Annotated in this window: 27 protein-coding genes; 19 read left to right on the top strand and 8 right to left on the bottom strand. The window is 66.4% G+C overall.

Going from position 1 to position 19,418, the window contains the following annotated elements; genetic code table 11:
• The first annotated feature begins 5 nt into the window (after nt 1-5).
• The 5 genes from CRO01_RS05925 (at nt 6) to CRO01_RS05940 (ending at nt 4,083) form a co-directional block, all read left to right on the top strand.
• Complete coding sequence (locus CRO01_RS05925) at nt 6-410, top strand: rhodanese-like domain-containing protein (protein ID WP_097008154.1); 405 nt, start codon at nt 6-8, stop codon at nt 408-410.
• Between the two features lie 124 nt (nt 411-534).
• Nucleotides 535-741: an HVO_0416 family zinc finger protein gene (locus CRO01_RS05930; RefSeq protein WP_097008155.1), complete on the top strand. Its 207-nt coding sequence runs from the start codon at nt 535-537 to the stop codon at nt 739-741.
• 117 nt (nt 742-858) lie between these two features.
• Nucleotides 859-1,017 (top strand): DUF7563 family protein, encoded by a 159-nt coding sequence (locus tag CRO01_RS17145; protein WP_449289585.1) that lies wholly within the window; start codon nt 859-861, stop codon nt 1,015-1,017.
• Nucleotides 1,018-1,079: 62 nt separating this feature from the next.
• Nucleotides 1,080-2,921 (top strand): UvrD-helicase domain-containing protein, encoded by a 1,842-nt coding sequence (locus CRO01_RS05935; protein WP_097008156.1) that lies wholly within the window; start codon nt 1,080-1,082, stop codon nt 2,919-2,921.
• 4 nt (nt 2,922-2,925) lie between these two features.
• Complete coding sequence (locus CRO01_RS05940; RefSeq protein WP_097008157.1) at nt 2,926-4,083, top strand: M24 family metallopeptidase; 1,158 nt, start codon at nt 2,926-2,928, stop codon at nt 4,081-4,083.
• A 9-nt stretch (nt 4,084-4,092) separates the two neighbouring features.
• Here CRO01_RS05940 and CRO01_RS05945 read toward each other — a convergent pair whose 3' ends face one another.
• Entirely contained in the window at nt 4,093-4,347 is a 255-nt protein-coding gene (locus CRO01_RS05945; protein ID WP_097008158.1) for a DUF7533 family protein, read from the bottom strand.
• Nucleotides 4,348-4,434: 87 nt separating this feature from the next.
• On the opposite strand from CRO01_RS05945, the gene hmgA reads away from it, so the two are divergent.
• Both hmgA and CRO01_RS16550 read left to right on the top strand, forming a co-directional pair.
• The gene (gene hmgA, locus CRO01_RS05950) at nt 4,435-5,646 is read left to right on the top strand and encodes a hydroxymethylglutaryl-CoA reductase (NADPH) (RefSeq protein WP_097008159.1); all 1,212 of its coding nucleotides are present in this window, start codon (nt 4,435-4,437) and stop codon (nt 5,644-5,646) included.
• 182 nt (nt 5,647-5,828) lie between these two features.
• Nucleotides 5,829-5,978 (top strand): hypothetical protein, encoded by a 150-nt coding sequence (locus CRO01_RS16550; protein WP_179747404.1) that lies wholly within the window; start codon nt 5,829-5,831, stop codon nt 5,976-5,978.
• Between the two features lie 81 nt (nt 5,979-6,059).
• On the opposite strand, the gene CRO01_RS05955 is transcribed toward CRO01_RS16550, so the two are convergent.
• On the bottom strand, nt 6,060-6,587 hold the full coding sequence (locus CRO01_RS05955) for a DUF5817 domain-containing protein (protein WP_097008160.1): 528 nt from the start codon (nt 6,585-6,587) through the stop codon (nt 6,060-6,062).
• A 128-nt stretch (nt 6,588-6,715) separates the two neighbouring features.
• On the opposite strand from CRO01_RS05955, the gene CRO01_RS05960 reads away from it, so the two are divergent.
• Nucleotides 6,716-7,057: a cupin domain-containing protein gene (locus CRO01_RS05960; RefSeq protein ID WP_097008161.1), complete on the top strand. Its 342-nt coding sequence runs from the start codon at nt 6,716-6,718 to the stop codon at nt 7,055-7,057.
• A gap of 1 nt (nt 7,058) precedes the next feature.
• Here the strand turns inward: CRO01_RS05960 and CRO01_RS05965 are convergent, their stop codons facing one another.
• On the bottom strand, nt 7,059-7,457 hold the full coding sequence (locus CRO01_RS05965) for a winged helix-turn-helix domain-containing protein (RefSeq protein ID WP_097008162.1): 399 nt from the start codon (nt 7,455-7,457) through the stop codon (nt 7,059-7,061).
• Nucleotides 7,458-7,560: 103 nt separating this feature from the next.
• Between CRO01_RS05965 and CRO01_RS05970 the strand changes: the two genes are divergently transcribed.
• Nucleotides 7,561-8,181, top strand: coding sequence for a DUF7509 family protein (locus tag CRO01_RS05970; RefSeq protein ID WP_097008163.1), 621 nt, complete (start codon nt 7,561-7,563; stop codon nt 8,179-8,181).
• 7 nt (nt 8,182-8,188) lie between these two features.
• On the opposite strand, the gene CRO01_RS05975 is transcribed toward CRO01_RS05970, so the two are convergent.
• A complete protein-coding gene (locus CRO01_RS05975; RefSeq protein WP_097008164.1) occupies nt 8,189-8,638 on the bottom strand; it encodes a GNAT family N-acetyltransferase in 450 nt (149 codons plus the stop codon).
• Between the two features lie 166 nt (nt 8,639-8,804).
• The gene (icd, locus tag CRO01_RS05980; RefSeq protein ID WP_097008165.1) at nt 8,805-10,076 is read right to left on the bottom strand and encodes an isocitrate dehydrogenase (NADP(+)); all 1,272 of its coding nucleotides are present in this window, start codon (nt 10,074-10,076) and stop codon (nt 8,805-8,807) included.
• 119 nt (nt 10,077-10,195) lie between these two features.
• Between icd and CRO01_RS05985 the strand changes: the two genes are divergently transcribed.
• On the top strand, nt 10,196-11,089 hold the full coding sequence (locus tag CRO01_RS05985) for an isoaspartyl peptidase/L-asparaginase (protein WP_097008166.1): 894 nt from the start codon (nt 10,196-10,198) through the stop codon (nt 11,087-11,089).
• A gap of 57 nt (nt 11,090-11,146) precedes the next feature.
• On the opposite strand, the gene CRO01_RS16555 is transcribed toward CRO01_RS05985, so the two are convergent.
• Nucleotides 11,147-12,679 (bottom strand): hypothetical protein, encoded by a 1,533-nt coding sequence (locus CRO01_RS16555; RefSeq protein WP_097008167.1) that lies wholly within the window; start codon nt 12,677-12,679, stop codon nt 11,147-11,149.
• 462 nt (nt 12,680-13,141) lie between these two features.
• Here CRO01_RS16555 and map point away from each other — a divergent pair, with 462 nt between their 5' ends.
• Entirely contained in the window at nt 13,142-14,041 is a 900-nt protein-coding gene (gene map, locus CRO01_RS05995) for a type II methionyl aminopeptidase (protein WP_097008168.1), read from the top strand.
• On the opposite strand, the gene CRO01_RS06000 is transcribed toward map, so the two are convergent.
• On the bottom strand, nt 14,042-14,242 hold the full coding sequence (locus CRO01_RS06000) for a DUF7835 family putative zinc beta-ribbon protein (RefSeq protein WP_097008169.1): 201 nt from the start codon (nt 14,240-14,242) through the stop codon (nt 14,042-14,044).
• 261 nt (nt 14,243-14,503) lie between these two features.
• Here CRO01_RS06000 and CRO01_RS06005 point away from each other — a divergent pair, with 261 nt between their 5' ends.
• The 7 genes from CRO01_RS06005 (at nt 14,504) to CRO01_RS16565 (ending at nt 18,362) form a co-directional block, all read left to right on the top strand.
• Nucleotides 14,504-15,058, top strand: coding sequence for an HIT family protein (locus CRO01_RS06005; RefSeq protein WP_097008170.1), 555 nt, complete (start codon nt 14,504-14,506; stop codon nt 15,056-15,058).
• Nucleotides 15,059-15,106: 48 nt separating this feature from the next.
• Nucleotides 15,107-16,024: a cation diffusion facilitator family transporter gene (locus tag CRO01_RS06010; protein WP_097008171.1), complete on the top strand. Its 918-nt coding sequence runs from the start codon at nt 15,107-15,109 to the stop codon at nt 16,022-16,024.
• Nucleotides 16,025-16,129: 105 nt separating this feature from the next.
• The gene (locus CRO01_RS16560; RefSeq protein WP_179747405.1) at nt 16,130-16,297 is read left to right on the top strand and encodes a hypothetical protein; all 168 of its coding nucleotides are present in this window, start codon (nt 16,130-16,132) and stop codon (nt 16,295-16,297) included.
• A 27-nt stretch (nt 16,298-16,324) separates the two neighbouring features.
• A complete protein-coding gene (locus CRO01_RS06015; RefSeq protein ID WP_097008172.1) occupies nt 16,325-16,969 on the top strand; it encodes a helix-turn-helix domain-containing protein in 645 nt (214 codons plus the stop codon).
• Between the two features lie 171 nt (nt 16,970-17,140).
• Entirely contained in the window at nt 17,141-17,437 is a 297-nt protein-coding gene (locus tag CRO01_RS06020; protein WP_097008173.1) for a hypothetical protein, read from the top strand.
• Nucleotides 17,438-17,513: 76 nt separating this feature from the next.
• Nucleotides 17,514-18,131, top strand: coding sequence for a GNAT family N-acetyltransferase (locus CRO01_RS06025; RefSeq protein WP_097008174.1), 618 nt, complete (start codon nt 17,514-17,516; stop codon nt 18,129-18,131).
• Nucleotides 18,132-18,188: 57 nt separating this feature from the next.
• Complete coding sequence (locus CRO01_RS16565) at nt 18,189-18,362, top strand: hypothetical protein (protein WP_179747406.1); 174 nt, start codon at nt 18,189-18,191, stop codon at nt 18,360-18,362.
• Between the two features lie 55 nt (nt 18,363-18,417).
• On the opposite strand, the gene CRO01_RS06030 is transcribed toward CRO01_RS16565, so the two are convergent.
• Nucleotides 18,418-18,792 (bottom strand): 30S ribosomal protein S8e, encoded by a 375-nt coding sequence (locus CRO01_RS06030; RefSeq protein WP_097008175.1) that lies wholly within the window; start codon nt 18,790-18,792, stop codon nt 18,418-18,420.
• Nucleotides 18,793-18,884: 92 nt separating this feature from the next.
• Here CRO01_RS06030 and CRO01_RS06035 point away from each other — a divergent pair, with 92 nt between their 5' ends.
• Nucleotides 18,885-19,337: a DUF2240 family protein gene (locus CRO01_RS06035; protein WP_097008176.1), complete on the top strand. Its 453-nt coding sequence runs from the start codon at nt 18,885-18,887 to the stop codon at nt 19,335-19,337.
• Nucleotides 19,338-19,418 lie beyond the last annotated feature (81 nt).

A 19,418-nucleotide genomic window follows, 5' to 3' on the forward strand; every position in this document is an offset into this window, starting at 1 on the left:
GCCAGATGGTCCAAGACGTCACGCCCGAGGAGATCGAAGAGCAAGTCGAGAACGGCGACGCGCCCCAGATCGTCGACGTTCGAAACCCGATGCAGTTCCAGCAGGCCCACATTCCCGGCGCGGAGAACGTCCCGATCTCGGCGCTGCCGCGGCGCGTCGACGACATCGACTGGGACGAGGAGATCGTCGTCTCCTGTGCGATCGGCCAGACCTCCCAGAAGGCCGCCCGCATGCTCGAATCCTACGAGGGCATCGACGCCGACACCGACGTGTACAACCTCGAAGGCGGGCTCCGCGCGTGGGAGGGCGACGTGGCGTCGGGCCGCGAGGAGAACGGAGACGAAGCCGGAACCACATCGAACGAGGAAGGGCCGAGCGCGACGGCCGGCGATGCCGACGCACCCTTCTAAATCGGTACTGTTTCGGCGTTTTAGTCGTCGTTCGTTGTCCGAATAGCTACATTTCTAACGGAAGCAGGTAACGGCTGTCGGAGCACCACATTTTAAGTGCGTGGTGTGCCAACGAATACCTTGTATGGCGTCCGCACCCAACGATGCCGGCGACGACGTGCTCGACAACTTCCTCTCGCGTCGCGGTCACGAAACAGAGACGGTAGGATGGGAGCGGGACTATAACAAGAAGCAGTGCCCGGAGTGTGGCGGTCTCCACGACACCGACGCAACCGAGTGTTCGGTCTGTGGCTGGGGTCCAACCGGGTCGCCACGGGTCGCCGACGACTGACCGATTCGGCCGATTTCGGCCGCTTCGGGTTTCTTCTGCGGTAGCTAGTAGTTGAATGCGTACCGTAGCCGATAGTATTATAATACATTATTTCCTCAGGAAGTGGTAGAGATAGAAATGCCTCGATGCCAGAACTGCGAATCGTTCGTCACCCGAGCGTACGCGCGAGTGTTCACGCCCAGAGAGACGGACGAGCCACGCGTCTGTCCCCAGTGTGAAGACAAGATACGGGACGGTAACGACATTCGGGACGCACGCTCCCCGCGAAGCAACTAAATTACGGCGCTCGCAGTAGCGAACCCAGAGGCTTATGGGGTTTCGTGGCGTTACCCATTGTAATGACTGACGCCGATGCGACCGTGACCCGCCTGTTCGGCGGTCCGGGCAGCGGTAAGACGACCGCGCTACTCGATCGGGTCGACGAACTGCTCGACGACGACTCGGTCGACGTGCGCGACGTGCTGGTCGTCTCGTACACCCGTGCGGCAGCCCAAGAGATTCGCGAACGACTCGCCGAACGCCTCGACGAAAATCCCCGCGCCCTGCAGGGGAACGTCTGCACGATGCACGCGAAAGCGTACGAACTGCTCGATCTCTCTCGTGGCGACGTGGTCGGCGAATCCGACAAGAGCGACTTCTGCGAGGAGTTCGGCATTGAGTTCGAAGACGAGTACGGCGGCGCCGGACGGCGAACCGCCCGATCGACGACGCTCGGCAACAAGATCATCGCCACCAGTCAGTGGCTCCAACGGACCCGCCGTGACGTCTCTGACTGGTACGACGTTCCCTTCCAGTGGGACGAAGAAGAGGTGCGCCTCCCGCCCGAGATCGACCCCAACGCCCAGGAGGGCAACAAGTACACGCCGACGTGGCCGAGCGACGACGACCGAATCGACGTGCCCGAAGCGATTCGAGGCTGGCGAAACTACAAGGGCGAGAACGGGCTGACCGGCTTCGCCGACATGCTCGAACGCGTGAAACAGCGCTCCCTGCTCCCGAACGTCGACTATCTGGTGATCGACGAGTTCCAGGACATTACGACGCTGCAGTACGACGTGTACGAGGAGTGGAAACCCCACATGGAGAAGGTGCTGATCGCAGGCGACGACGATCAGGTCGTCTACTCGTGGCAGGGCGCCGACCCCGCGCTGTTGCTGGACGAAGACGTCGACGAAGACGAGATCCTGCCGAACTCCTATCGACTGCCCTCGAACGTGCTGAACGTCGTCAACCGCGAGATTCGTCACATCGACAAGCGACAGGACAAGGACCTCAAGCCCCGCAAGGAAGGCGGCGTCGTCGAAGGAATCAACAGCCCCTCGATGCTCGATCTGGTCCGGAACGTCCGGTCGACGCTCGAAGAGGACGACGGGACGATCATGCTGTTGTTCCGGGCACGCTACCAGATGTTCCGGTTTATCGACGAGTTCATCACCGAAGGCGTCCCCTTCAGCTGTCTGACCGACCAGCGCATGTGGACCGACCGGCTCAGCCAGTTCGTCAGCGCGATTCAAGCGATCGACGCCGACGAGCCGATCGACGGCCTGCAGGCGCGCCGACTGGCCGACATGCTCGCCGATTCTGCCTTCGGCTCGAACGACCGGGACGCGCTGTTCGACGCCATCGACGAACGCGAGGAAGAAGCCGGTGTCGACGATCTGGTCGATCTGACGATCGAGCCAGACGTGATCGGCGACCACGTTCCCTTCATGCCCGGCCCGGCGTCGGCGTCGGACATGTCCCGAAAGATCACGAGCTTCCAGAAAAAGAGCATCAAGGCCTACTTCGCGGTCGGCGAGTACCTCGACACCGACCCCGAGCGCGTCCGACTCGGAACGATCCACAGCGCGAAGGGCCGCGAGGCCGACCACGTGTTCGTGGCGACAGACCTCACCGAGAAGGTCGTCGAGCAGATGGCCGCGACGGTCGAGGACCCGACCGACGTGCCCGGCTGCGAGGAGTTCACCAAGACGACCGATCCCGTCCCGACGCTGACCGACAACGAGCGCCGCGTCTTCTACGTCGGAATGAGCCGCGCACGAGAGCGCCTCGTCGTCATGGAGAATCTCGTCGACGGCGCCCCCACGCTGCCGATCGACGTGTTGCTCCGCAACGAGCCCAGCGAGGAGCCGATCGAGGAGTTGCTGACCGAAGCGCGCGAGCCCGTCGAGGCCCAGTGAGGGGATGGCGGCCGACACGACGCCGTCACCCGACTACGAGCGGCTGGCAGCCGAGCTAGCCGAACGCGACGCCGCTGCGCTGGTTGTCGTCGGCGACCGGCACGACGCCGACCTCGCGTACTGCGCCGGCGGCGCCCAGCCAGCGCGACAGAGCGCCGTTGTCCTGACGCCCGCGGAGACGCTTCTGTATGTGCCCGATCCGGTCGCCGGCCGCGCAAGCGAAACGTTTCCCGGCGACGCCGTCCGGACGTTCGATGCCGAACGGCGCCATCCAGCACAGGTCGCGGCCGACGCGCTCGACGACGCCGCCGAGGGGGAAGTGCTCACGCCGGCAACGATCGGCCACGACGCCGCGCTGTACCTCGAACGCGCTGGCTACGACGTGGCGTCGACCGACGCCGTCGCCCAGGCGCGCGAACGCAAGAGCGACGCCGAACTAGCGCGGATCGAGCTCGCCCAACAGATTGCGGCCGCAGGCATCGACCGCGCGCGGACGGTGCTGGCCGAAGCGACCGTCGACGGCGAGCAGCTCCTGTGGGACGACGAAGTGCTGACCACCGAACGATTGCGCCGGGAGGTCGACGCGGCGATGGCCGGCGCGGGCGGCGACCCGGCGCGAAACACGCGCGTCGGCGTCGACGGGCCGCCGGTCGATCCTGCGCTCGACGGCGCCGGCGCGACGCCGTTGCGGCCGGCCGCGACGATCACCGTGTCGGTCGCGCCGAGAGAACCGGCCGGCTACCACGGTCGCCTCTCGCGGACGCTCGTCGTCGACGGCGAGGGCGGGTGGGAGCGGCGGGCTAACGTCGCCACCGAAAACGCTAGAGCGGCCGCGCTGGCCGAACTATCCGACGGTGCTGGCGCGGCGCCGGCGTCGGTGCGGGGCGAGATCGTCGCGGAGCTGGGCGCCTACGGCTTCGACGCCACGCCGGAGTCGGGCGTCGTCGTCGCGGAACTGGGCGGCGGCGTCGGACTGGAGCGACGGGAAGCGCCGCGATTGACCGACGGCGGCGAGATCAGCGCGGGCACCGCGCTGGCGATTCGACCCGGGCTTTCGGCTCCGGAGCAGGGCCACGTAGAACTGACTGATATTGCGGTGGTCCACGAGGACGGCGTCGAACTCCTCGGCGACTACTCGACATCGATGGCAGTACAACAGTAAGGCGTCGGCTCACTCCTCGTCGTTCGATTCGGACTCCTCGGGATCGGGCAGGACGCCGCCGGCGATTTTCTCGACGGCGACGAAGGGCAGGTCTTGGGGCGTCGTGAGCACGTGCTCGGCGACGACGAGCAGGACGCCGAGCCCGACGAAGAGCAGGCCGATCGGCTCGCCCGAAAGGTAGAGGCTCCCGCCGGCGTAGACCATCGGGATCGCCACCGCGAGCGTGCCGACGAACGTGATCGACTCCAAGATGCCCAGTTTCATCGGTCGGTGGTAGGCCGGTAGCGCGGAAAAACGCATCGGGACCGACAAAGAGCAACTGTTAGGGGCCGGGCCCGCAACGCCAGAACCATGACCGATCCCGAAGACCTCGCGGAGCGCGTGCGCGAGGGCGAGGTGCGCCTGCACGAACTCGAAGACCACGCGGACCACGAGACCGCGGCCGAGGCCCGGCGGCGCTACGTCGCCGCCGAAACCGGTACCGATCTGGAGACGATCGGCGAGTACGCGTTCGACGCCGAGGACGCCGAGCCGAACGTCGAGAACATGATCGGCGCCGCCCAGATTCCGATGGGCGTCGTCGGCCCGGTCTCGATCGCCGGCGGGGCGATCGAGGGCGAACATTTCCTCCCGCTGGCGACGACCGAGGGCGCCTTGCTCGCCAGCGTGAACCGCGGCTGCTCGGCGATCCGCTCGGCGGGCGGCGCCGACGCTCGGATCACCGACTCGGGGATGACTCGCGCGCCCGTGTTCCGCGTCGACGGCGTCGTCGAGGCGAAGCAGGTCGTCGACTGGGTCGCCGACAACGAGGAGAGCTTGCGCGAAGCCGCCGAGTCGACGACCAGCCACGGCGAGTTGCTCGGCGTCGAACCCTACGTCGTCGGCGACTCGGTCTACCTTCGGTTCGCCTACGACACGAAAGACGCGATGGGGATGAACATGGCGACGATCGCCACCGGCGAGGCCTGCGACGTGATCGAAGCCGAGACGCCCGCCGAACTCGTCGCGCTCTCCGGAAATCTCTGCTCGGACAAGAAACCCGCCGCGATCAACGCCGTCGAAGGACGCGGGCGAACCGTGACCGCCGACGTGGAACTCGACCGCGAACTCGTCGAGGAGCGCTTTGGCACGACGCCCGAAGCCATCGCGGAGGCCAACACGCGAAAGAACCTCGTCGGGAGCGCGAAGGCCGGCAGTCTCGGATTTAACGCCCACGCCGCCAACGTCGTCGCCGCGGCGTTTCTGGCGACCGGGCAGGACGAAGCGCAGGTCGTCGAGGGTGCAAACGCCATCACGACGATCGACGATCGGGGCGATTCGCTGTACGCGAGCGTCAGCATCGCCAGCCTCGAAGTCGGCACCGTCGGCGGGGGGACGAAACTCCCGACGCAGGCAGAAGCACTCGACGTGCTCGATCTGCGGGGCGGCGGCGACCCGCCGGGGTCGAACGCCGACGCGCTCGCGGAGATCATCGCCGTCGGCGCACTCGCTGGCGAACTCTCCTTGCTGGCGGCGCTGGCGTCCCGGCACCTGTCGAGCGCCCACGAGGATCTCGGGCGCTGAGGTCCGGGGTCGACCGGCGAAACTGAAATTTTGCGGTTTTCGCGGTTTCTGCAGAATCTACCGTGTTATGACGGGTCGCTATTAGTTTCACTTTCACCGTGCGCACGTGGCTCGCTTTTACGTTAGGACGGCCGGAAGATCGTGATGCGTCCGTCCGGGAGCCCCGGCGGGCGTATCCACCCATGACTGCAACAGACAACAGCGACGGCGCTCCCGACGAACAGCGCTGCGAGTGCGAGCAGGCGCGCTACCCGCGGCTTGCGCTCCTCAAGCGCGTTCTCAGGATCGTCGCCCTGATCGCGTCGATCTGGACCGCCCTGCAGACGCCGTAGTCGAGCCCGGCGACCGGAATCGTCGGTCGTCGAGCGCGGCGCGGTGTCCGCTGTCGACGTGCAGCACCGCGAGAAGAACACTCAGAGCAGCCGATAGACGCCGCCGTTCTCCGAGACGCGCCCTCGTTGCGCGAGCTTGTTCAGACTCTTTCGGACGTACTCCGCCGGGACGCCGCGTTCGGTCGCGTACTCGACGACGGCGTCCTCGGTCGGCTCGTCGAGCGTCCGGAGCGCGTCGAGCACCGTCTCCTTGCGGCTCTGACTCCCACCGGTCGAGGATTCCATCGCCCGATCCGCGGCGTCGTCGACGGCGTCGGCGTCGATGCCCGAGCCCTCCAGATACTCCTGATCGTCGACGACGGCGTCGCCGACCTGTGTTTCGAGTTCGGCAAACGAGTCCACCTCGGCGAACGCCTCGCCGTGGTCCTGCCGGTTGGCCAGCATCGACGCCCGAACCTCGCGGGCGTGGTCCTCGTCGTCGGTCTCGACGAACTTCTTGAGCCTCTCGAACTGGTGGGTCTTCCCACAGCGCTGGCACTGGGCGGTCTGCTGGCGCCCCTCGACGAGCCAGAGCGCGCTGCAGTCGGTACAGCCCACGACGGCGTACATGCGTCGTGCTATCGGTCGGCGGCTAATAACGCCACCGCCAACGGATGACTGATCGGGCACCGTCGACGGGCGGCGGGTCCGATACCGCCGCCCGAACGCTTAGGAGAGGGTCGGCTGTAGGGAACGCCATGGATGTCGTCTCACCGTCTGACGAAGCATCGACCGAAGCCGTCGAGGGCGTACACCTGTCGCTGCTGGCCGGCGGCGACCGGATGAACCTCCAGCGCTTCGAGATCGAGCCGGGCGCCGTCGTGCCCGAGCACAGCCATCCTCACGAGCAGACCGGACTCGTCGTCGAGGGGACGTTGACGTTCGTGCTGGCCGACGGGACCGAGCGACCGGTCGGCCCCGGCGAGACGTACGCGCTCGCTGGCGGCGAGGCCCACGCCGCGGAGAACCGTGGCGACGATCCGGTCGTCGGCGTCGACGTGTTCAGTCCGCCGCGGACGGACCCGGACTGGCAGGACTGAGTTACCGGCCGTAGGCGTCCAGCAGGTCCCGCTCCTCGCGCATGAGTTCGCGGACGCCGCGGGTCAAGATCCCCTCGCCCAGCGAGGTCGCGCGGTAGTACGAGTAGAGCCCGTCGCTGTCGGGGGTCTTGCGCTTGCGGTTCTCGACGAGTCCGACATCGACCAGTTCGTCGAGGTGGTAGTGCAACGTGTTGGACTCGACGCCGAGCGCATCGCGTAGCTCCGCGGCGCTGTGGGGGCCGTCCTCGACGAGCGCGTCGAGCACCCGAAACCGGGTTTCGTTGCCCACGGCGCGTTGCATTGCGAGGTACTGGTCCAGCGACAGCATACTCTGGTCGGGGAGTATCGACGACTCTGGCCGGTCGTCCTCGCCGCGCGCAGGGGGGCCGCTCTCTGCCATGCTATTCACGAGTGGCTTCGCACCGCAATCGGTTAAGCGTTCGCTGACTCAGCACTCGCTGATTTCGTCAATATTTATATACTCAACGGGAGTGAACCGTTCTATGCGCGATCGGATCGTGTCGGAACTCGGCGATCTACCCTATGGACGATTTCTCGTCTACGTGATGGGACCCTACCAAGCGTTCGATCCGCGAGCGCTCCGTGAGACGACCGATCCCGAGGCGATGCCGGCGTCGGTCGACTTTGGCACGCTAGTCGACGCCGAGCCGGAGATGGACCGCGACGAAGCCGCGCTCGACCTGCTGCTGGAAGTTCGTGACTCGCTGCGAACGGACGTGGGAGTGAACGCGTTTCTCGCGATCGACGCCGACGTTCCGCTCGAAGAGATGGACGCCGCGACCCAAAGCGTCGCCTTCTCGAAGGCCAGCAACGCGGTCGTCTACGTCGTCCCCCGCGTCGGCGACAACCTCGGCGTCGGGATCGAGGTCGGGTCCGTGCTGGAGGCGTTGTTCGCTGACGGACAGAACGACCACCGCGAGCGAGTCGTGTTCGCCCACGAGTCCGGCGTTCGCAGCGCGATGATCGCGGCGGTCAGAGATCGCTGGGACGCTAGGATCGTCAGTTACGAAGACCGGACGGAACTCGTCGAGCAAGTGCAGCTGTTCGTCCGCGACATCGCACGCAAGGAGCTCCGCGGCGACCTCGATCGACTCGACGAGTAACGGCCGATCACGTTCCACCGGACAGCGACCGCCGCATCTCGACGTGGGGAATGCCGGCCTCCTCGAACTCTTCGCCGCGAGCCTCGTAGCCCAGTCGTTCGTAGAAGCCGGCGGCACGCGTCTGGGCGTGCAGTTTCAGGGTCTCGACCCCATGGTCGCGCGCAGCGGCGTGCACGGCGTCCATCAGATCGCGCCCGAGATCGTCCCCGCGGTGGGACGCCAGCACGGCGACGCGCTCGACCTTCCCGATGCCCTGCTCGGGGAAGCGAAGCCGCGCCGCGCCCACGGGGTCGTCGCCGTCGTAGGCGACGAAGTGGACGGCGTCGGCCTCTGGCTCGTCGTGCTCGTCGTACTCCAGTTCCTCGTCGACGCCCTGCTCGTCGACGAAAACGTCTTCTCGCACTGCGAACGCGTCCTCGCGCTCGCGCTCGTCGGTGACGACGCGAACTTCGGTCATGGAACGTGGGTGGCGCTAGGTCGTGGAGAACGTTTCGACACCGGCGGCTCGTGATGGTCGGAGACCGCAAATAGAAAATCGGAGAGTCAGACCGCCCGAGAAGTTGTTTACGACAACTTCTCGATGTCGTCAGAACGCGAAGCGTTCTGACTGCTCGAGAAACTTTCTACGAAAGTTTCTCGATGTTCTCCACGACGGTGTCGGAGAACTCCGTCGTCGAGAGCTTCTCGGCGTCCTCGAGGTTGCGCTCGAGGTCGTAGGTGACCTTGCCCGAGGAGATCGTCTCCTCGACGGCGTCCTTGACGAGCTGGGCGGCGTCGTCCCAGCCGATGTAATCGAACATCAGGACGCCCGACAGGGTCAGCGCGGTCGGGTTGGCCTGATCCTGCCCGGCGCGCTTGGGCGCGGAGCCGTGGACGGGCTCGGCGAGACAGCGTGCCTCACCGAAGTTGGCGCCCGGCGCGATGCCGAGGCCGCCGATCTGGGCGCCGGCGGCGTCGCTGAGGTAGTCGCCGTTGAGGTTCGGCATCGCCATGACGTCGAACTCGTCGGTGCGCAGCTGCATCCACTGGAGCATCGCGTCGGCGAGGCGCTCCTCGACCATGACGGCGCCCTCGGGGATGTCGATGTCCTCCTGAGTCTCCCACAGGGAGTCGGGTGCGGCGAAGACCTCGTCGTCGGGGTACTCCTCGTCGGCGACCTCCATGCCCCACTCGGAGAACTGCCCCTCGGTGAACTTCATGATGTTCCCCTTGTGGACGAGCGTGACCTTGTCGCGGTCGTGCTCGAGGGCGTAGTCGATGGCCTCGCGGACGAGGCGCTTGGAGCCCTTCTCGGTGATGGGCTTGATGCCGATGCCGACCGGGCCCTCGTGGATGGTCGAGTCGAAGCCCATGTCCTGTTCGACGAAGTCGCGGACCTGCTCGACTTCGTCGGTGCCGGCTTCCCACTCGATGCCGGCGTAGACGTCCTCGGTGTTCTCCCGGAACGTCACCATGTCCATCTCCTCGGGCGACTTCATGGGCGACGGAACGCCGTCGAGGTAGTAGGTCGGGCGGACGTTCGCGTAGAGGTCGAGCGTCTGTCGGAGCGCGACGTTCAGCGAACGGAAACCGGCGCCGACGGGCGTCGTCAGCGGGCCCTTGATCGCAACGCGGTGCTCTCGAATCGCGTCGACGGTCTCCTCGGGGAGGTTCTCGTCGTACTTCTCGCGTGCGCTCTCGCCGGCGTAGACGCGCATCCAGTTGATCTCGCGGCCCGTCGCGTCAGCGGCGGCTTCGAGGATCTTCTGGGCGGCGGGACCGACGTCTTTCCCGATTCCGTCGCCGTGGATGATCGGGATGATCGGATTCTCGGGAACGTCGAGCTCCTCGCCTTCAGCGTCCGAGACGGTGATCTTCTCGCCGTCTTCGGGGACTTCGATCTTGTCGTAGCTCATGGTCGTTACTACGGTATCTAGTCGGGGCTAAAAGGCCTGCCATTTGGCGCTGGCGCGCAAAACTTACTCGCCCCCGAGTTGGGCGAGCTATCAAGGTCGCGGCGTCGAGATGAAGACTCATGCAGGTGATCGTCCACGGCGGCGCCGGCGGCGCACCCGACGAGCCAGAACAGCGACAGACCGTCCTCGACCGGGCGGCCGAGCAGGGAGCCAGCGCCGAGACGCCGATCGACGCCGTCGAGAGCGCTGTCGGCGTCCTCGAAGCCGCACCGCGGTTCAACGCCGGCACCGGCGGCGCGATCCAGAGCGACGGCGGCGTCCGCACGGACGCCGGGATCATGACCGGCGACGGCGAGGTCGGCGCGGCCTGCTCGATGTCGGGCGTCGAGCGGGCACTGGAAGTCGCGCGCGTCGTGATGATGGAGACACCACACGTACTGCTCAGCGGTGAGCACGCCGTCGCGCTCGCGGCGGACTACGGCGTCGAGACTGGCCTCGACCTCAAAACGGAGCGAACGCGCGAGCGCTGGGAGCAAACGACACCGCCGGAGGGCACGCCGAGCGAGCAACTGGCGTGGATTCACGACCACTTCGGCGCGACGGGCGAAGCCGGCCCGGACGCCGATCCGTCGGACCACGACACCGTCGGCGCGGTGGCGTCCGACGGCGATAGCGTGGTGGCGGCGACCTCGACCGGCGGGCGCTGGTACGCGCTTGCGGGGCGAGTCGGCGACGTGCCCCAAGTCGGGGGCGGCTTTTTCGCCGCCGAGTCCGGCGGTGCGAGCGCGACCGGCGCCGGCGAGGAGATCGCGAAGACCGGACTCGCACGGCGGGCCGTCGGCTTACTCGACGAGGGGCTGACGCCAGACGCCGCCGCCGAGAGCGTCATCGGCTCGTTCGACGCCGAGACCGACGCCTCGGCGGGCATCATCGTCGCGGACAATCACGGTCGCGTCGGCAGCGCGTACAACAGCGAGGCGATGCAGACCAGCGCCGCCGGGACGGTCGAATGAACGGCGTGGCGAGCGCTACCCGGTTGCGGACCCGAAAAATCAGCTGACGGGGCGTCGTCAGGCCGCTGCGTCGTCGCTCCCGGCAGACGTGGCCGGGCTCGCTTCGAGGAACGGCCCCTCAGCACTGGCCGCGGTGGCGGTCAGAACCGCCGTGCCGCCGTCGGTCATCTCCGCACCGCCGTCGGTCGCGTTGTCGTCCGCCATCGCGTCGCCCTCATCCGCAGTGGTGTTGTCGTCGTCCGCCATCCCGTCGTCCGCGCCCGCGGTCGCGTTGTCGTCACCGGTGGTGACGTTGTCGTCGGTCGTTTCGTTGCCGGTGGTGACGTTGTCGTCGGTCGTTTCGTTGTCATCTCCGACTGCGATGCCGCCGTCAGTTGCGTTGTCTTCGGCTTCGTCGTCGGTCGCGTTGTCTTCGGCTTCGTCGTCGGTCGCGTTGTCTTCGGCTTCGTCGTCCATCATCTGCTGGCCGATGGCGACGGAGTCGACCGAGAAGTTGTGGGCACTGGCGTTGCCGATCGTGACGTTACCGGCGCTCAGTTGCTCGATTGTCAGCTCCTCGGTCTGGTTCATCCCGGATTCGTTCATGCCGTCCGTGGCATTCTCGCCGTCGGTGGCGTTGTCCTCCCCGCCGTCGGTCTCGTTGTCGTCCATGCCGTCATCGGCGCCCATGCCGTCGTCCATCTGGTCTTGGGCCCCGACGTGGAACGACTGGACGGACATGTGCTCGACGGTCATGTCGGTGACGTTGAACTCCTCGACGGTGAGCGACTGGATCTGGTGGTCCTCGCTCATGCCGTCGGTCTCGTTCATGCCGTCGGTCTCGTTGTCCTCCCCACCGAGGATGCCGCCGTCGGTCTCGTTCATGCCGTCGGTCTCGTTGTCCTCCCCACCGAGGATGCCGCCGTCGGTCTCGTTCATGCCGTCGGTCTCGTTCATCCCATCGGTGGCGTTGTCCTCCCCGTCGAGGATTCCGCCGTCGGACTCGTTATCGTCGCCGCCGAGAATGCCGCCGTCGTCGGATTCGTTCATCGCACCCTCGTCCATCTGGTCGGCCTGCCCGACCGAGAACTGCTCGATGGTGAGCTGCTCGACGGTCATCTGTTCGATCGTCGTCTCCTCGACGGTCACGTTCTGGCCGCCGTCGGCGTCTGCGCTGGACGCGTTATCCATCGTGTCGGCCGAGGTGTTGTCGCTCGGCTGGAGCGCTTCGGTGTCTCCATCGAGATCCTCCATCGAGACGTTCTCGAGCGAGAGGTTCTCGAAGTGGACATCCTCGAACATCAGCATCGCGTCGTCGCTTTCGTCACCGTCGCTCGGTTCGGCCGCGGCGTCACCGAGCTGTGCGCTCTGGACGTCCAGTTGCTCGATAGTCACGTTGTGCAACGTGGCGTTCTGTAGTTCGAGCGTGTCGACGCTGGCGTTCTGGACGGTCGCGTCTGTCTCGTTGTCCGCATCTGTACCGTCGTCTGTCGCGTTGTCTTGTTGGAATCCCGCGTCGCCTGCCGCGCCCGCGATACCGGCGACTCCCATACCGGTTGCGACGAGCACGACGACGAACACGACTCCTAGTTTGTTGACTGTGGCTCTCATGCTGGCGCCACGGATATGTCCGCCGGTCAACGGGATAAACGGGTTCGAACGTTTAGCGGTTTTAGCCCGTCTAGAGCGCTAACAAGACCATCTGAGTAATTTTGAGAGTATTTCACATCGCTTCGAAAGGTCCCGCGAGCGGGTAGCGTGGACTTTCCTGCTGGCAAGTGCCGGCACGGTCGCGGAGTTTCGCCGCGGTCGACGTTACTCGATCAGCAGCTGCCAGCGATTCGTCCCCGACGACGGACCGGTCACGCTCGCTATAGTTACTCTCGGTCGGAATACGAGTGTGGCGTTGCGATGAGATGTCGGTGAAAGTAATCCGACGAAACTCGCGGCTGGCGGCCGGCCGTCGATGGCAAGGTGCCCCCTCGACGAGGTCGGTACCGGCGTAGCGCCGTAGGCGTCTTCCGGCGGTGGTACTGCGTAACGCCTTTGGCCGTTTCCGACCACGTCCACGGTATGGCAGAGACCGACGTCGATCTGGACGCCGAGCAGTACGAGAAACACCGAGAGGCCGGCGAGATCCTCGCACAGGTACGCGAGGAGGCCGCCGAGCGCGTCGAGGTCGGCGCCAGCCACCTAGAAGTCGCCGAGTTCGCCGAGGACCGCATCCGCGAGCTCGGCGGGAAGCCGGCGTTCCCCGTCAATATCAGCATCGACGAGGAGGCGGCCCACGCGACGCCGAGCGTCGGCGACGAGACTACCTTCGGCGAGGAGATGATCAATCTGGACATCGGCGTCCACGTCGACGGCTGGCTCGCCGACACCGCCGTCACCGTCGACCTCTCGGGTAACACCGAACTCGCCGAAGCCCCCGCCGAGGCGCTCGACGCCGCCCTCGACCTGATCGAGCCCGGCGTCGAGACCGGCGAGATCGGCGCCGAGATCGAGTCCGTGATCGAGGGGTACGGCTACAACCCCGTCGTGAACCTCACGGGCCACGGGCTGGGCCACTGGGAGCAACACACCGAGCCGACGATCCCCAACCGGTCGGTCTCGCAGGGAACGACCCTCGAAGTCGGCGACGTGGTCGCCATCGAGCCGTTCGCCACCGACGGCTCGGGCAAGGTGAGCGAAGGCAGCGACGAGGAGATCTTCGCGCTCGAACGCGAGGGCTCGGTCCGCAACCGCCAAGCCCGCCAAGCGCTCGAACAGATCGCCGAGGAGTTCCGGACCCTGCCGTTTGCGACCCGGTGGCTGGATGTCAGCCGGGCGTCGATGGCGCTGCGACGCCTGAAATCGGCGGACATCGTCCACGGCTACCCCGTGCTCAAGGAAGACGACGGAGCGCTCGTGAGCCAGAAAGAGCACACGATCATCGTAACCGAGGACGGCTGTGAAGTGACGACCGAACGGTAATCAGGCGTTGTTCATCCGCTGGCTGGACCGGCTCCCGCAGTGCTGACACTCCGAGACCCGGTAGGGTTCGCGGGAGAACTGGGCGTTTTCTTCCTTGCGACTCTCCGTGCGGATCTGGACCGAAACCTGATGGGGGGTCTGCGTTCCACAGTCGTCGCAGTGCTCTGTCATCCCGTCGAACGAGTCGTCTGTCGTTGCCATCGTTGCACTCGCCTACGCCGTATCGGGGTATAAAAACACGACTCAGTTGGGCTCAGTTTATGCGTTTAATCGCAAGACTGCATCGGTTTAGCTAGCTTTACTGTCTTAGAAGGCTCGAAATCGTTCAAGAAGACGTTAGAACAATCAATTAACTCTCTAATCCTCTCTCGGTCATAAGGTTTAAATGACCAAATCTGCGGTGACCGAAGCCGTTCGGCGGCGTCACGTAGCACCTATGCGGCCGGAACGACGAGCGAGCACATGGAGCAGGTCTTTGCACCGTGGCGGATCGAGTGGGTCGAACGCGACGGCGACGGCGGCGACGATCGGTGTCCGTTCTGTGCGTTGCCCGAGGGGACCGACGACCGCGAGAACCGGATCGTCGCCCGGAGCGATCGGGCGTTCGTGCTGCTCAACAACTACCCGTACAACCCCGGGCACGCGATGGTGATTCCGCGGGTCCACACGGGCGACTACCGCGATCTCGACGAGGAGACGCTGCTCGATCACGCGCGGCTCAAGCAGCGGACGGTCGACGCCATCGAGACCGCGTTCGATCCCGACGGCTTCAACGCCGGACTGAACCTCGGTGGCGACGCCGCCGGCGGGTCGATCGACGACCACCTCCACACTCACGTCGTGCCGCGCTGGAGCGGCGACACGAACTTCATGGCCGTGATCGGCGAGACGAAAGTGATCGTCGAGGCGCTCGACGACACCTACGAGCGCGTCCGCGAGGCGTTCGCCGCCCAAGACGGCGTCGAAGTGCCGGCCGACGGCGACGCCGCCGTCGAGATCGTCGACCCGCGGTCGTAGGACGGCAGTCGACACCTCCTTACTGGTGGCTCGCAAACCGGGGGTACGATGGAGCGCAAGGCGGCGCTCAGACGCGTCGGGTTGGTCGTGCTGGTGGGCAACGTCCTGCTGGTGGCGGCCAAAGCCGCCGTCTGGGCCCGGACGGGAAGTCTGGCGCTGGGGTCGGAAGCCGTCAACAGCCTCACCGACGTTGCCTACAGCGTCGTCATTCTGGGCGGGCTCTACCTGACCACCCAGCCGCCGGATCTCGAACACCCCCACGGCCACGAGCGGATCGAGCCGTTCGTCTCGCTGTTCGTCGCCGCGGGCATCTTCGCCGCCGGCGGAGCGATCCTCTGGCGGTCGATCGGGTCGATTCTGAGCGGCTCGATCGCCGTCGCGCAGGGACCAGCCGCGGCCGTCGTCCTCGTCCTGTCGGCCGCAGTCAAGTTCGGGCTCTACCGCTACTGCCTGCGCGTCGCCGCGAGCAACAACTCGCCTGCCGTCACCGCGACGGCCGTCGACAACCGTAACGACATCCTCGCGTCGGTCGCCGCGCTGGTGGGCGTGCTCGGCGCGCAGGCGGGGTACCCGATCCTCGACCCGATCGCGGCGACGCTGGTCGCCGGGGCGATCCTTTATACCGGCGTCGAGATCGTCTCCGACAACGTCAACTATCTGGTCGGCGCGGCGCCGCCGGACGACCTGCGCGGCGAGATCGTCCGTCGGGCGCTCGCCCACCCGGAGGTCGAGGGCGTCCACGACGTGGTCGCCCACTACGTCGGCCCGGAGATCGACGTGAGCCTCCACATCGAGGTCGAGGGCGAGCACACGCTGCTGTCGGCCCACGAGATCGAGTCCGAAGTGATCGAGTCGATCCGCGATCTGGATGAAGTCGACGACGTGTTCGTCCACGTCGACCCGCGCGAACTCGGCGAGTGGAAAGACGACTACGCCGAGCAACTGGCGGCCAGAGACGGCGAGTGATCGCTGGGCAGCCCCGAACACCACACCGGGACGCCGTTCCCACGGCGCGGGAATCGGTTTGCTCGTTCTTGCCCCGTCGCAATCAACTACCGAGTAGAGCCACCGATGGAACCGACGGATGCGGTACGCGACGAGGAACGGGTCGAAACTGAGGCCGCGACGGCCGGCGAGGGCGCCGTCGCCATCGAAACGGAAACTGGGGTCCTCGTCTACGAACCGGGGCGTCCGGACGCGTGGATCCACGCCGAGTTCGACGCCGCCGTCGAGGAGTAGTCCCCCGAGCGAACGCCAGAGCGAGCTATGACACCACCCACCGACGACAGCACGGTCGACGCAGCGCTTCGCGCAGTGCTCCGGATCACGCCGGATTCGGACGCTGCCTGTGGAGTGCTCTCGGCGGCGTCCGAGGAATCGGTGTCGGTCCGAGGCGGCGTCAGCGGCGGCGCCGAGGTCGGGGCGGCCTGTCACGCCGATGTCGCCGTCGAGGGCGACCGCCGGCTCGTCAGCGACGCCGCCACCGGGGAGTGTATCTGCCCGGTGTTCGCGGACCATCGCTGTGTGCCACGCGTCGAACGGGCGGTCGACGGCGCGGTCGTCGTCCGGTTGTCGGTCCCCGACCGCGAGACGCTCCGGAGCGTCGTCGCCGATCTCCGTGACCGCGGCGCCGGCGTCGAACTCGAGCGGCTGAACGCCGGCGCGGACGCCGAAGGAGCCCAGACAGTCGAACTCGACGCCGGAGAGATCACCGACAAGCAGCGCGAGGCGATCCGCGTCGCGGACCGACTGGGCTACTACGACACGCCGCGAGAGGCCGACCTCGGGGAGGTAGCAGCGGAACTGGGCATCTCTCGATCGGCAGCGTCACAGCGGCTCAACGGCGCCGCCTCGACGCTCGTACTCGAACTGATCCGGGCGGAATCGGGCGACAGTCGGGCGGACGGCTGAGCGTTTCTTCTTAAGGCCTTCAATATCAACGGCAGGTGAGAGGGGAGCTGGGGACGTACAACTACCTGTGATGATCGACGCTCTCGCCAGAACGATCCGACAGTCCCGCTCGCCCCGCCAGCGCGTGTCGACCCCCGAACGGGCGCTCCCGTCGACCGGCGGTGATCGCCGATGAGCGAGCGCGCGATGGCGGCGTTCGTCTTCGGCGCCGCGGCCGACGGCGATATCGACGAGTGCGTCCTGTTCGACGCCGTGCTCGATGTCGTCGCGGTCGCGGGCGTCCGGAGCGTCGACATCGACCGGACGAGATCCGACGACGGCCCGCAGTTGCTCGTCACCGTGGAGTTCGAGAACGAGCGAGCGCGACGCCGATGGGTCGACGGCGACGACGAGGACTTTCTCGACGCGATCGGTGACGCGCTTCCGGGCCACGGCGGCATCGACGAAGCGGATCTGACGCCCGCCTAATCCGACTGAACGGCCGGTTCTCAGAGACTGGGAGCCGCGTCGCCATCTTATGCGTGGCGGCGACGAACGGAGAGATATGAGCACCGACGACCTCGTCTGCTCGGCGTGGACGCCCGGAGCGTGCGAAGGGACGCCGCACTGTCCACCGCGGTGCCCGCGGTTCGTCGACCACGAAGGACAGTCGTGGACCATCGAACCGCCGCGCGAGGGCGACCGGGCCGCGTTGGCCGAGATGTACGACGACTTCGATCCGAGCCAACGAGCGCAGGGAGTGCCGCCGATCGGCGACGATCGGATCGCCTCGTGGCTGGACGGCCTGCTCGACGACGGCTGTAACTTCGTCGCCCGATCGGGCGAGCAGGTAGTCGGACATGCAGTGTACGTCGCAACCGACGATCCCGAACCCGAACTCGCGGTGTTCGTCCATCAAGACTACCAGAATCGCGGGCTCGGCACCGAGCTGTGTCGCCACCTGATCGCCACCGCGGCGGCCGCCGACCGGCGTGCGCTGGTGCTCGAAGTCGAACCCACGAACCAGAACGCGATCGCAGTCTACGAGAAGCTCGGGTTCGAGCGCGTCCAGCAGCGGACGGCGGACGACCCGCTCCGGCGCTCCCGGTCGTTCGAGATGCGGCTTCCCTTGACCGACGACCGGGCCGCAAGCACACAGCGGCCGCCGGTCCTCGGGGACTGAGTCGCCGCCGAGAGAGCGCTGCACGGGTTTGATACGCCGCGACGACGTACGGCGCCTATGAGCGTCAGCGGCCTCTGTCAGGTCTGCGAGGTCGAACCGGCAACCCACGACTGTGCGCGCTGTGGAACGTTCGTCTGTGATAACCACTTCCACCGGACGAGCGGGCTGTGCTCGCAGTGCGCGAGCGAGTCGTCACCGGGTGAGGGCGGCGGCCCCGCTCGGAAGTTCTAAGCGTCGGCAGACGGACGCGTGGCTACGGCGTCGATCGAAAAGTGAAAGAAGAGCGTTACTCCTCGACGAGAACGGCGTTGACCTGACCGGTCTGGCCGGGTCGGGACGTCACGCGGGCCTCGCCCTCGCTGGTTGCGATGACGGCGCCTTTGGTGATGATGTTTCGGCGGGCGTAGTTCGGGTCCGCCTCGTTCTCGACGACGTCCTCGATCTCGGCTTCGACGGTCTCCTCGCCGACGGCGACGTTGGCGGTGTCGATCTGGAGCGCGCGAATCTTCACGGTGTTGCCGCGGGCCTCGATGGTGCTGAGCTTGGTCTCGCCCAGTCGCGTCTCGGTGGGCTCGCTGCCGAGCTGGTGCTTCTTTCGGTCGCTGTTCGGTCGCAGCCGCCCGCCCGTTCGCTTGCGCGTGGAGCGTCCGTGATCTTCCATACGGAACCGAAACGCCGGGGCGTACTTGAATGGATCGACTTTCGCCCCGGAAATCGGCAGGTTTACCGGCCCCCTCGCTCCAACGAGTGACGATGAGTCTGGAGGTTGCCGTGGCGGCGCCGTTCCGCCAGCGCGGCGTCGATCGGATGGCCGAAAACGAGTTCGTCGTCGCGCTGTCGCTCGATCGGGACTGGTTCTCGCCCGATCAGGCAAAGCGTCTGATCGACGTGGCGACGGGACGGGGACTGCTCGAACGGGACGGCGATCACCTCGTCGTCGGCGTCGAGCCCGACGAGGTGACGATCCCCGAGAACTTCGTTCCGGACGAGGAGATCATCCAAGAGCGCTCGCCGTTCGAGCAGGCGCTCGCCGCGCTGGTCGACGACGGCATGCAAAAGCAAGACGCCGTCGCCGGGATCAACTCGCTCCAGTCCGACCTCGGCGTGACGATCGAGACCGCCGCCGTCGTGTTCGCCCGCCGCAACGGCGTCGACGTGCCACAGATAGCGACGCAGGCGCGCGACGCGCTGGCCGGCGAGGAGTAGTTTCTCTCCCGATCGTCGTTCGGTCCCGATCATCGTTCTCGCCCGATCGTCGGCGTCGACGCGCCGCGGCGTCGTGACGCC

It is taken from the genome of Natronoarchaeum philippinense (genome assembly GCF_900215575.1).
Classification (GTDB): Archaea; Halobacteriota; Halobacteria; order Halobacteriales; family Natronoarchaeaceae; genus Natronoarchaeum; species Natronoarchaeum philippinense.

Excerpts from the sequence above, each read along its gene's own strand:
- CRO01_RS05925 (WP_097008154.1), top strand. The coding sequence starts at position 6 with ATGGTCCAAGACGTCACGCCCGAGGAGATCGAAGAGCAAGTCGAGAAC.
- CRO01_RS05930 (WP_097008155.1), top strand. The coding sequence starts at position 535 with ATGGCGTCCGCACCCAACGATGCCGGCGACGACGTGCTCGACAACTTC.
- CRO01_RS17145 (WP_449289585.1), top strand. The coding sequence starts at position 859 with ATGCCTCGATGCCAGAACTGCGAATCGTTCGTCACCCGAGCGTACGCG.
- CRO01_RS05935 (WP_097008156.1), top strand. The coding sequence starts at position 1,080 with ATGACTGACGCCGATGCGACCGTGACCCGCCTGTTCGGCGGTCCGGGC.
- CRO01_RS05940 (WP_097008157.1), top strand. The coding sequence starts at position 2,926 with ATGGCGGCCGACACGACGCCGTCACCCGACTACGAGCGGCTGGCAGCC.
- CRO01_RS05945 (WP_097008158.1), bottom strand. The coding sequence starts at position 4,347 with ATGAAACTGGGCATCTTGGAGTCGATCACGTTCGTCGGCACGCTCGCG.
- hmgA (WP_097008159.1), top strand. The coding sequence starts at position 4,435 with ATGACCGATCCCGAAGACCTCGCGGAGCGCGTGCGCGAGGGCGAGGTG.
- CRO01_RS16550 (WP_179747404.1), top strand. The coding sequence starts at position 5,829 with ATGACTGCAACAGACAACAGCGACGGCGCTCCCGACGAACAGCGCTGC.
- CRO01_RS05955 (WP_097008160.1), bottom strand. The coding sequence starts at position 6,587 with ATGTACGCCGTCGTGGGCTGTACCGACTGCAGCGCGCTCTGGCTCGTC.
- CRO01_RS05960 (WP_097008161.1), top strand. The coding sequence starts at position 6,716 with ATGGATGTCGTCTCACCGTCTGACGAAGCATCGACCGAAGCCGTCGAG.
- CRO01_RS05965 (WP_097008162.1), bottom strand. The coding sequence starts at position 7,457 with ATGGCAGAGAGCGGCCCCCCTGCGCGCGGCGAGGACGACCGGCCAGAG.
- CRO01_RS05970 (WP_097008163.1), top strand. The coding sequence starts at position 7,561 with ATGCGCGATCGGATCGTGTCGGAACTCGGCGATCTACCCTATGGACGA.
- CRO01_RS05975 (WP_097008164.1), bottom strand. The coding sequence starts at position 8,638 with ATGACCGAAGTTCGCGTCGTCACCGACGAGCGCGAGCGCGAGGACGCG.
- icd (WP_097008165.1), bottom strand. The coding sequence starts at position 10,076 with ATGAGCTACGACAAGATCGAAGTCCCCGAAGACGGCGAGAAGATCACC.
- CRO01_RS05985 (WP_097008166.1), top strand. The coding sequence starts at position 10,196 with ATGCAGGTGATCGTCCACGGCGGCGCCGGCGGCGCACCCGACGAGCCA.
- CRO01_RS16555 (WP_097008167.1), bottom strand. The coding sequence starts at position 12,679 with ATGAGAGCCACAGTCAACAAACTAGGAGTCGTGTTCGTCGTCGTGCTC.
- map (WP_097008168.1), top strand. The coding sequence starts at position 13,142 with ATGGCAGAGACCGACGTCGATCTGGACGCCGAGCAGTACGAGAAACAC.
- CRO01_RS06000 (WP_097008169.1), bottom strand. The coding sequence starts at position 14,242 with ATGGCAACGACAGACGACTCGTTCGACGGGATGACAGAGCACTGCGAC.
- CRO01_RS06005 (WP_097008170.1), top strand. The coding sequence starts at position 14,504 with ATGGAGCAGGTCTTTGCACCGTGGCGGATCGAGTGGGTCGAACGCGAC.
- CRO01_RS06010 (WP_097008171.1), top strand. The coding sequence starts at position 15,107 with ATGGAGCGCAAGGCGGCGCTCAGACGCGTCGGGTTGGTCGTGCTGGTG.
- CRO01_RS16560 (WP_179747405.1), top strand. The coding sequence starts at position 16,130 with ATGGAACCGACGGATGCGGTACGCGACGAGGAACGGGTCGAAACTGAG.
- CRO01_RS06015 (WP_097008172.1), top strand. The coding sequence starts at position 16,325 with ATGACACCACCCACCGACGACAGCACGGTCGACGCAGCGCTTCGCGCA.
- CRO01_RS06020 (WP_097008173.1), top strand. The coding sequence starts at position 17,141 with ATGAGCGAGCGCGCGATGGCGGCGTTCGTCTTCGGCGCCGCGGCCGAC.
- CRO01_RS06025 (WP_097008174.1), top strand. The coding sequence starts at position 17,514 with ATGAGCACCGACGACCTCGTCTGCTCGGCGTGGACGCCCGGAGCGTGC.
- CRO01_RS16565 (WP_179747406.1), top strand. The coding sequence starts at position 18,189 with ATGAGCGTCAGCGGCCTCTGTCAGGTCTGCGAGGTCGAACCGGCAACC.
- CRO01_RS06030 (WP_097008175.1), bottom strand. The coding sequence starts at position 18,792 with ATGGAAGATCACGGACGCTCCACGCGCAAGCGAACGGGCGGGCGGCTG.
- CRO01_RS06035 (WP_097008176.1), top strand. The coding sequence starts at position 18,885 with ATGAGTCTGGAGGTTGCCGTGGCGGCGCCGTTCCGCCAGCGCGGCGTC.